A 9543-nucleotide genomic window follows, 5' to 3' on the forward strand; every position below is an offset into this window, starting at 1 on the left:
GGAATACGGTTGCCGCCGTGATCATCGGGCGATTGCTTGCCGGACTCGACTGCGGTCACGGTACGAAGCGTTCACGGTTGGGGCCCGGATGGGGCGATCCTAGGGGAAGGCTTACTTGCCGTCTGTCTGCTGGCGCACATAGCGAATCGTCATCCACGGCCGCGTCGATGGTTTAGACTCAAGGGGCGCAGTCGATCAGTGCGAGGTGGCCCGATGACGACTTCTGAAGCGCCGCAGCAGAACCACCTTCTCGCCGCGCTCCCGGCGAACGAGTCCATGCGCCTGCTTCCGCAGCTGGAGCTGGTCGAGCTGCCCCTCGGCTGCGTGCTTTACGAGTCGGGGGCTCCGATGCAGTACGTCTATTTCCCGACCGATGCGGTGGTGTCCCTGATCTACGTGATGGAAAGCGGCGCGACGACCGAGATCGCCTTGGTCGGCAACGAGGGCATGGTCGGTGTCTCCTTGTTCATGGGCGGCGAGACGACACCCAGCCGGGGCCTGGTGCAAAGCGCGGGGCACGCCTACCGCTTGCAGGCACAGGCGCTGAAGGATGAGCTCGAGCGGGTCGGCGGGCGACGTTCCGGCGCGCTGCATGATCTGCTGCTGCGCTATACCCAGGCGCTGATGACCCAGATTGCACAGACGGCGGTGTGCAATCGCCATCATTCGCTCGAGCAGAAGCTCTGCCGCTGGCTGCTGCTGACCCTCGATCGTTTGCCCGCGAACGAGCTGATCATGACCCAGGAGATGATCGCCCACATGCTCGGCGTGCGTCGCGAAGGGGTCACGGAATCGGCCGGCAACCTGCAGAAGGCGGGTGTGATCGAATATCGGCGGGGCCACATCACCGTGCTCGACCGGCCGGGGCTGGAAGCACGGGCCTGTGAATGCTACGCGGTGGTGAAGCGGGAGTTCGACCGGCTGCTTCCGCACGCCGGCGCCGAATAGGTGGCGATCAAGTCCGCAAGGCGTCAGGGGTGTGCCTCGAGCAGGCTGTCGAGAAAGGTCTTGCTCCACCAATGGACATCGTAGCGCCGAATCTTTGCCAGCAGGCGTTCGTGGCGCTGCCGACGCTCTTCCAGCGGCATCACCAGGGCGCGGCGGATCGCTTCGGCGGTGCCTTCCGTATCATAGGGATTGACGAGCAGCGCGTCGGTCAGTTGCTCGGCGGCGCCGGCGAAGCGCGACAGTACCAGGACGCCCGGATCTGCCGAATCCTGCGCGACGACGTACTCCTTGGCCACCAGGTTCATGCCGTCGCGCAGTGGCGTGACGAGCGCGACGGCGCTGGCGCGGTAGAGGCCGGGAATGCGGTTCCGCGCGACGGTGCGGTGCAGGTAGCGGATCGGCATCCAGTCCAGATCGCCGAAGTCGCCGTTGATCGCCCCGGCCAGCCCCTCCAGCTCACGGCGGATGTCGCCGTAGGCGTCCACCTCCTCGCGTGAGGGCGCTGCGATCTGGATCAGTGTCGCGCTGTAGCGTGTCTCGGGATGGCGTTCGAGCAGGGTACGAATCGCTCGCAGGCGTTGCGGTAGGCCTTTGGAATAGTCGAGCCGATCGACCCCGACCAGCAGGCGACGGTGGGCGTACTGCTCGCGCATCGTCGCCAGGGTCTTTCGCGCCGCCGCGCCCTGCGTCAGCGCGGCGAAGGCGTCGACGTCCAGACCGATCGGGAAGGCCCCCGCGCGCAGCACTCGATTGAAGGCGCCGAAGCGATGACTCGAGAACACCTCGGCGCGCGCCTCAGAGCTGAGGTAGCTGCGCAAATGATTCAGATCGGCTTCGCTTTGCAGGCCGACCAGATCGTAGGCGAAGAGCGCCTGCATCAGCCACTCGTGGGCAGGAATCGCCGCGAGGATCAGCGGCGGCGGCAACGGAATGTGGAGGAAGAAGCCGATGCGCTGCTGGCAGCCGAGTGCACGCAGCTCGGCCGCGAGCGGGATCAGGTGGTAGTCGTGCACCCAGATCACATCGTCGGGTTGCAGCAATGGCTGCAGCTTCTGCGCGAAAAGGCGATTGACGCGCCGATAGGCATCCATGTGGCCGGCATCGAACTGGGCCAGGTCGAGCCGGTAGTGGAAGACGGGCCATAGGACGCCGTTGGCGTAGCCGCGGTAATAGCGTTCGTAGTCCCCGCGCGCGACTTTGACCGTGACCAGCGTCACGCGGCCCGCGCGTTGCACCCGCAACTCGCCGGCGCGAGGATCTCCGTCCTCGATGACTTCATGATCCGCGCCGAACCACAGCCCGCCAGATGCCGCCAGGGCATCGCCGAGCGCGACAGCCAGGCCGCCTGCTGCTGGCTTGCGCGGATCTGCGAGGCGGTTGGAAACGAGGACGAGTCGGCTCACGGCGCTCCTTCGCTCGATGCGGCTTCAAGATGCCTGATGGCATGATCGATCCAGCGCAGGACGTCGCTCGCGGCGTCCAGGCGATAGTCGGCGATGGTCTCGCCCGGGCCCACTTTTATCGTCACGCCGCCAGCGACGCGTACTGCTTCGAAGGCGCCTTCGTCGGTGACGTCATCGCCGAAGAACCATGGACGACGGTACTTGAAGGGCGCCTGTTCCATGAAGCGCCGCACCGCTGCTGCCTTGCTGGCGCCTTGCGGCTTGAGCTCGATCACGAACTTGCCGCCCAGTAGAACCATCCCCTCGACGCGCTCGAGCGCTGCGTGCATCGCATCCAGGCAGACGGCTTCCAGCTCGGGGGCCTGGCGATAGTGCAGGGCGATCGCTCCGGGTTTGCGCTCGACTCGAAGGGCCGGAAACCGCATGCGCAGCGCTTCGAGTGGTTCGTAGACCGCGTCCAGCCGCGGTGCCGGCATGCGATGGATTTCCTCGTCCGGGCCGCGCCATTCGGCCCCGTGCACGCCAGCGCTGCAAAAGCGCTGCGGCGAGAGGTAGGCGTCGATCGCGGTCACCGGTCGACCGCTGACGACCGCCACCGCGCCCACTAGCTGGTGGCGCAGGTCGGCAAGCAACTGCGGCAGGCCGGGCGCAACGACGATCTCTTCCGGCGTCGGCGCCAGATCCACGAGCGTGCCGTCGAAGTCGAAAAACGCTGCGCATCCTCGCGTCGGGAGGTCAGGACGACGGTCCGGGTTGGCTGTGCTCATTGAACGCATAAAAGAAGTATGGCCTGCGCGCGTGCAGCCAAGGGGATCGGCGCGGAAAGAATTGTTTGCGGCGAAGGCGAGCGCAATCCGCCTCGTGTCGCCGATGCAAGCTGGACGTGGCGCAGCCTTCCGCCATTTGCGACGCCTTCTGCACTCGATAAATCTTGAAACGCCAAGCGGGAGAGGCGCCTACCGCCTTCTGCTAAGTTCCATGCCTGTAAGGGCGAATCGTGCTCCGGTAATGTGTGTCGTTGATGTACCGTAAAGCCCGGAGACCGAGGCGCCCGTGTAACGGGAGCCGCCGATGAAGAGACTCGAACTGCTCGATTACGCACGATTCGGCGCAGGGCTGGCTGTCGTCGCGTACCACTACTTCTTCAACGGAATCAGCAACGGCAAGGTCACATCGATCAGCCATGTGCCGGAACTCGTCTCCTTCGCCAAGTACGGCTTTCTGGGCGTCGAGTTCTTCTTCATGATCAGCGGCTTTGTCATCTTCTTTTCCGCAAGGGACAAGACGGCCGGCGAATTCCTGACTTCGCGCGCGGTGAGGCTGTTTCCCGCCTTCTGGGCCGCGGTGCCTTTCACTGCGTTGTTCGCGTCGTTCTGGGGCGGCGAAAAGATGTCCGTCACGCTCCCGCAGGTGCTGGTCAATCTCACGATGCTGCCGAAGCCGCTCGGCCAGCCCTTTGTCGACGGCGTGTACTGGACGCTGCAGTACGAATGGAGCTTCTATTTCGCCGTCTTCCTCCTGCTCGCGGCGGGCCTGCAGTCGAAGCTCAATCGCTTGTTGCTCTTGTGGCCGTTCTACATCCTCGTGATGCGGCTGGTCGGCCTCGAAAAGCTCCCCTATGCGTCGGCGTATTACTGCTATTTCGCGGCTGGTGCGCTGTTCGCGTTGCAGATGGAAGAGAAGAGCAGGGCGTCGCTTGCGGCGCTGATCGTCAGCCTGGTGCTGTGCGTCTCCTTTTCGGCCGGCAAGGCGGCGAGTCTCACGATCAACAAGGGCGTGGAATTCTCGGCAATCGTGATCGCCGCGATCGTCGTCTGCCAGTTCCTGTTCTTCGTTTTCCTGAGCTCTGGAACCGGACTAAAGCTCAAACTGCCGGGCTCAAAGCTCGCCGGCGGGCTGACTTACCCCATCTACCTTATCCATGCCCACTTCGGCTACATGCTCTTGTCCCGCTTCGCCGATGACGGCAACCGCGCGATGGTCTATCCACTGATCCTCGCGGCGGTGTTCATCGTGGCCTATGCGATTCACGTCTTCGTCGAACGCAGGCTCGCGGGCTTCTGGGCTGCCCTCTTCGCGCGGACGCTCGGAGCATTCGGCGACGCCTTCCAGGTCCGCGCCAGCGGATTGGTGAAACATGCCTTCGGCGCGGCGACGGGCCGCGCACCCTAGTTGGCATCGAGCGAGAGAGATCCCGCACTCAAGGGCGCGTATGAGGAGCTAAGATAAAAACATAATCAGAATCGGGTTGGGGACGAGGATGCTGCAGGGGATCGAGGGCCGGCGCCGGGATGGCAAGGACGTGGCGGCGGACAGCGCACAACTGCGCGAGTTGGCGACGCGCTCATTGCTCGCGCACTTCGCCGATTTGTGCGAGGGCGTCGTCGTTGTCGATGCGCAGGCGCGCGTCGTGTGGATGAACGACCGCTATCCGCTTCACCTCGGAATCGACGATCCGTCCCGCGCGATCGGGCGGCCGGTCGAGGAAGTGATCCCCAATAGCCAGATGCGGCAGGTCGTGGAAACCGGGCGGCCGATCATGCTGGACATCATGGATTTCGGCAAGGAAGCCTTCGTGGTCACGCGGCTGCCGCTGCGAGACGACCACGGCAAGGTGATCGGCGGGGTGGGCTTCATCCTCTACGACGATCCGCGGCACCTGGCACCGGTCGTGTCGCGCTATCAGCGGCTGCGGGAAGATCTGGCTCAGGCCCAGCGCAGGCTGGCCGAAGCGCGGCGCACGAAGTACACGTTTTCGAGTTTCGTCGGGATCGGCGAGCGCTGCCAGGCCGTGAAGCAGGCCGCGCGGCGGGCGTCGCGCGCGCTGGCCCCGGTACTGATCCTGGGGGAGACCGGCACCGGCAAGGAGTTGCTCGCCCACGCCATCCATTCCGCGAGCCCGCGCGCCCATGGTCCGTTCATCGCGGTGAATATCGCGGCCGTACCGGAGACCTTGCTGGAGGCGGAGTTCTTCGGGGTGGCGCCCGGGGCGTACACGGGCGCCGATCGCAGGGGGCGCGACGGCAAGTTCAAGCTGGCCGACGGCGGGACGCTCTTCCTCGACGAGGTTGGCGACATGTCGCTCGCGCTCCAGGCGAAGTTGCTGCGGACGCTGCAGGAGCAAGAGGTTGAGCCGGTGGGCTCGAACCAGCTCATTCAGGTCGATGTGCGGGTCATTGCGGCCACCAGCCGCGATCTGGAGCGCATGGTCGCGGAAGGCGCTTTCCGTGCCGACCTGTACTACCGCCTCAATGTCATCACGCTGGTGCCGCCCCCCCTGCGGGAGCGTCCGGAGGATCTGCGGGTGCTTGCCGAGCATCTGCTGGACGCGACGTGTCGCCATCAGGGGCTGCCGGTGGTCGGCATCACGCCGGCCGCGATCGAGCGTCTGGAGCGGCACGACTGGCCCGGCAACGTGCGGGAACTCTCGAACGTGCTGGAGCGGGCGGTGTTGATGACCGACAGCGAAGTCCTGGATGTCGAGGATCTGGAGCGGGTGATGCCCGCACCGCGGAAGGTCGCCAGTCCGGAGAACGTACCGGCGACAGCAGCCGTCAGCCTCTCTGAAGCGGTTGCCGAGGCCGAGCGGCGCGCGATCCACACTGCCTTGCGCAGTCACGGCGGGAACAAGGCTCAGGCGGCGAAGACGCTCGGTATCTCGCGGGCGGCGCTCTACGAGAAGATCGCGGCGCTGGGCTTGGATACACAGCCGGTCGGCTGATGCCCTTTACGCTCCGGGTGTCCGCCACGGCAGACGCCCTGTCTGCCCGGGCGGACACCCCAGCCGTGATGAAAACGCGCCATAAAGCGCGTTTTGCCTATTATTCAATCAGTTAATATCAGTGGCACGCTCCCTGCGTTATGTCTCCCGCTGCACCCCCAAAACAAGGAGACAAATTCATGGATTTCCTCATCGTCCTGGGAGCGCTGTGCTTCCTGATGTTCGTCGCGTACCGCGGCTATAGCGTCATCCTCTTCGCACCGGTGGCGGCCCTCGGGGCCGTGCTGCTCACCGATCCCGCGCTGGTCCCGCCGATGTTCACCGGGCTCTTCATGGACAAGATGGTGGGCTTCGTGAAGCTCTACTTTCCGGTCTTCCTGCTTGGGGCAGTATTCGGCAAGGTGATCGAGCTGTCCGGCTTCTCGAAAGCGATCGTCAGCTCGGTGATCCGGATGGTGGGTGCAGAGCGCGCGATGCTGTCCATCGTGCTGGTCTGCGCGATCCTGACCTACGGCGGCGTATCGCTGTTCGTCGTCGTGTTCGCGGTCTATCCCTTCGCCGCCGAGATGTTCCGCCAGAGCGGCATCCCCAAGCGTCTGATTCCCGGCACGATCGCGCTGGGGGCCTTCACCTTCACGATGGATTCCCTGCCCGGCACGCCGCAGATTCAGAACATCATCCCGACCACCTTCTTCAAGACCGACACCTGGGCCGCTCCCTGGCTCGGCGTGACCGGTGCCGTGTTCATCCTCGCGACCGGCCTCGCGTACCTGGAATGGCAGCGGCGCAAGGCACTGGCGAACAACGAGGGTTATGGCACGAACCTCGTGAATGAGCCGGAACCCTTCGACCACGAGAAGCTGGCGCATCCGGCGGTCGCGATCCTGCCGCTCGTGATGGTGGGCGTCATGAACAAGCTCTTCACCCTCGCGATTCCGCAGTTTTACGGCAGCTCGCATTCCTTCGTGCCGGCCGTGATCGGCAAGGCGGCCCCGGTGGTGCAGGAGGTGTCGAAGGTTGCTGCGATCTGGGCGGTCGAGGGCGCGCTGTTGGTCGGCATCCTCACTGTGATGGCCTTCGCGTGGAAGACGGTCGTGCCGCGATTTGCGGACGGATCCAAGTCGGCGGTCGCGGGCTCGCTGCTCGCTGCGATGAACACGGCCTCGGAGTATGGGTTCGGAGCGATCATCGCGGCGCTCACCGGCTTCCTGGTCGTCGCCAGGACGCTCGGCTCCGTTCCCAATCCGCTCGTCAACGAAGCGATCACCGTGACGTCGCTGGCCGGCATCACGGGTTCGGCTTCCGGGGGGATGAGCATCGCGCTGGCGGCCATGGCCGAGACTTTCATCAGCAACGCGCACGCCGCCGGGATTCCGCTGGAAGTGCTGCATCGCGTGGCCTCGATGGCGAGCGGTGGCATGGACACGCTGCCGCACAACGGTGCCGTCATCACCTTGCTGGCGGTCACCGGCCTCACCCACAAAGTGGCCTACAAGGACATCTTCGCGATCACGGTGATCAAGACCCTGGCGGTATTCGTGGTCATCACGACCTTCTATCTGACGGGCATCGTCTGAGGAGACGGAACATGGCCATGACTGACAGCGGCAAGGTAATGTCCGCGCAGGACGCGGTGAGATTGATCCGCGACGGCGACATCGTCGCCACCGGCGGCTTCGTCGGGATCGGATTTCCCGAAAACATCGCCGTGGCGCTGGAACAGCGCTTTCTCGAGGGCGCGCAAGCCGGCCCCTGGGGGCTCGGTAGTCCCCGCAACCTGACCCTGGTGTATGCCGCCGGTCAGGGTGACGGCAAGGAGCGCGGCCTCAACCACCTGGGCCACGAGGGCTTGGTGAGCCATGTCATCGGCGGCCACTGGGGGCTGGTGCCGAAGCTCCAGCAACTCGCGGTGGCCAACCGCATCGAGGCCTGGAATCTGCCGCAGGGGGTGATCAGCCATCTGTTCCGCGATATCGCCGCCGGCAAGCCCGGCACGCTGACGCACGTCGGCTTGGGCACCTTCGTCGACCCGCGCTTCGGGGGCGGAAAGCTCAATGCGCGCACGACCGAGGATAGGGTCCGGCTGATGGAAATCGACGGCGAGGAATACCTCTTCTACAAGGCCTTCCCGATCGACGTCGGAATCATTCGCGGGACGACGGCCGACCCGGACGGCAACATCACGATGGAGAAGGAGGCGCTCACGCTGGAGGCGCGCGCGATTGCGATGGCGGCGAGGAACTCCGGCGGAATCGTTATCGCGCAAGTCGAACGGCTCGCCGAGCGTGGCTCATTGAACGCCCGGCAGGTGCAGATTCCCGGGCTGCTCGTCGATTGCGTTGTCGTTGCAGAGAAGCCGGAGTACCACATGCAGACCTTCATCGAGCCCTACAATCCGGCCTATTCCGGGGAGGTTCGGGTGCCGATGTCGGTCGTGGCCCCGATGCCGATGAGCGAACGCAAGGTCATCGCCCGTCGTGCGGCGATGGAACTGAGGAGCGACGCGGTCGTGAACCTGGGGATCGGCATGCCGGAAGGCATCGCCAGCGTCGCGGCCGAGGAGCGCGTTATCGATCTCGTGACGCTCACTGCGGAGCCGGGGGTGATCGGCGGTATCCCTGCGGGTGGACTGAGTTTCGGGGCAGCCATCAATACCCAAGCCGTCATCGACCAGCCCAGCCAGTTCGATTTCTATGACGGCGGGGGGCTGGACATCGCCTTCCTCGGCTTGGCGCAGGCGGATCGCCAGGGCAACCTCAACGTCTCCAAGTTCGGTCCGCGTCTTGCCGGCGCCGGGGGTTTCATCAACATCTCGCAGAATGCGAAGAAGGTGGTTTTCGTCGGGACCTTCACGGCGGGCGAGTTGGAGGTGGTCGTCGGCGAAGGCCGGCTGCACATCCTCAGGGACGGCGAGGCGCGCAAGTTCGTGACGGAGGTCGAGCACCGCACTTTCAGCGGCCGACAGGCGCTGAAGCGCGGCAGGACGGTGCTCTATATCACCGAGCGCTGCGTCTTCCGGCTCGGCGAGGACGGCCTCGAACTGACCGAGATCGCCCCGGGTGTCGACCTGGAGCGGGACATCCTCGACAAGATGGATTTTCGGCCCATCATGCGCGGAAAGCCGCGGCTCATGGATGCCCGCCTGTTCCAGGGCGAGCCGATGGCGCTACGCGGCGAAATGTTGGAACTGCCGTCGGCCCGGCGTCTTGAACGGATGCCGCGAGCGGCGGCGTCCGTGCGAATGGCATGAGGGTTGGCCTGACCGTGGCTGGCGCGACGATCAGATCGCGCGCGCCAGCACCCCGATCGTCGGTGCCCAGTCGTCTCCCGGCTTCTTCTTGCGCGTTACCAGCGTGAGCTGGGCCGGCGCGAAGACGTTGGCGTTGTGGGTGACCGGTGTCGTGATCAGGTACTGGGCGCGGGTTGCGCGCAGGAAGGTCCCGACGCGGTCGATGTTGGCGACGTCCAGGT

At 65.0% G+C, this 9543-nt stretch carries 8 protein-coding genes; 5 read left to right on the forward strand and 3 right to left on the reverse strand.

What is annotated here, in order from left to right; genetic code table 11:
• The first annotated feature begins 213 nt into the window (after positions 1–213).
• The gene (locus tag VJ673_RS19715; protein ID WP_324127873.1) at positions 214–948 is read left to right on the forward strand and encodes a Crp/Fnr family transcriptional regulator; all 735 of its coding nucleotides are present in this window, start codon (positions 214–216) and stop codon (positions 946–948) included.
• 23 nt (positions 949–971) lie between these two features.
• Here VJ673_RS19715 and VJ673_RS19720 read toward each other — a convergent pair whose 3' ends face one another.
• On the reverse strand, positions 972–2351 hold the full coding sequence (locus VJ673_RS19720; protein WP_324127874.1) for an alpha,alpha-trehalose-phosphate synthase (UDP-forming): 1380 nt from the start codon (positions 2349–2351) through the stop codon (positions 972–974).
• Positions 2348–3118, reverse strand: coding sequence for a trehalose-phosphatase (gene otsB, locus VJ673_RS19725; RefSeq protein WP_324127875.1), 771 nt, complete (start codon positions 3116–3118; stop codon positions 2348–2350). Before otsB ends, VJ673_RS19720 begins: the two co-directional genes overlap by 4 nt.
• A 304-nt stretch (positions 3119–3422) precedes the next feature.
• Here otsB and VJ673_RS19730 point away from each other — a divergent pair, with 304 nt between their 5' ends.
• The 4 genes from VJ673_RS19730 (at position 3423) to VJ673_RS19745 (ending at position 9322) form a co-directional block, all read left to right on the forward strand.
• Positions 3423–4523, forward strand: coding sequence for an acyltransferase family protein (locus VJ673_RS19730; RefSeq protein WP_324127876.1), 1101 nt, complete (start codon positions 3423–3425; stop codon positions 4521–4523).
• An 88-nt stretch (positions 4524–4611) separates the two neighbouring features.
• Positions 4612–6072: a sigma-54 interaction domain-containing protein gene (locus VJ673_RS19735; protein WP_324127877.1), complete on the forward strand. Its 1461-nt coding sequence runs from the start codon at positions 4612–4614 to the stop codon at positions 6070–6072.
• Positions 6073–6251: 179 nt separating this feature from the next.
• A complete protein-coding gene (locus tag VJ673_RS19740; RefSeq protein WP_324127878.1) occupies positions 6252–7649 on the forward strand; it encodes a GntP family permease in 1398 nt (465 codons plus the stop codon).
• 17 nt (positions 7650–7666) lie between these two features.
• A complete protein-coding gene (locus VJ673_RS19745) occupies positions 7667–9322 on the forward strand; it encodes an acyl CoA:acetate/3-ketoacid CoA transferase (protein ID WP_324127880.1) in 1656 nt (551 codons plus the stop codon).
• Between the two features lie 30 nt (positions 9323–9352).
• On the opposite strand, the gene VJ673_RS19750 is transcribed toward VJ673_RS19745, so the two are convergent.
• Positions 9353–9543: hypothetical protein (locus VJ673_RS19750; protein ID WP_324127879.1), on the reverse strand; the 191-nt coding region annotated here is incomplete at its 5' end.

The sequence above is a fragment of the Aromatoleum sp. genome, from assembly GCF_035254505.1.
GTDB lineage: Bacteria > Pseudomonadota > Gammaproteobacteria > Burkholderiales > Rhodocyclaceae > Aromatoleum.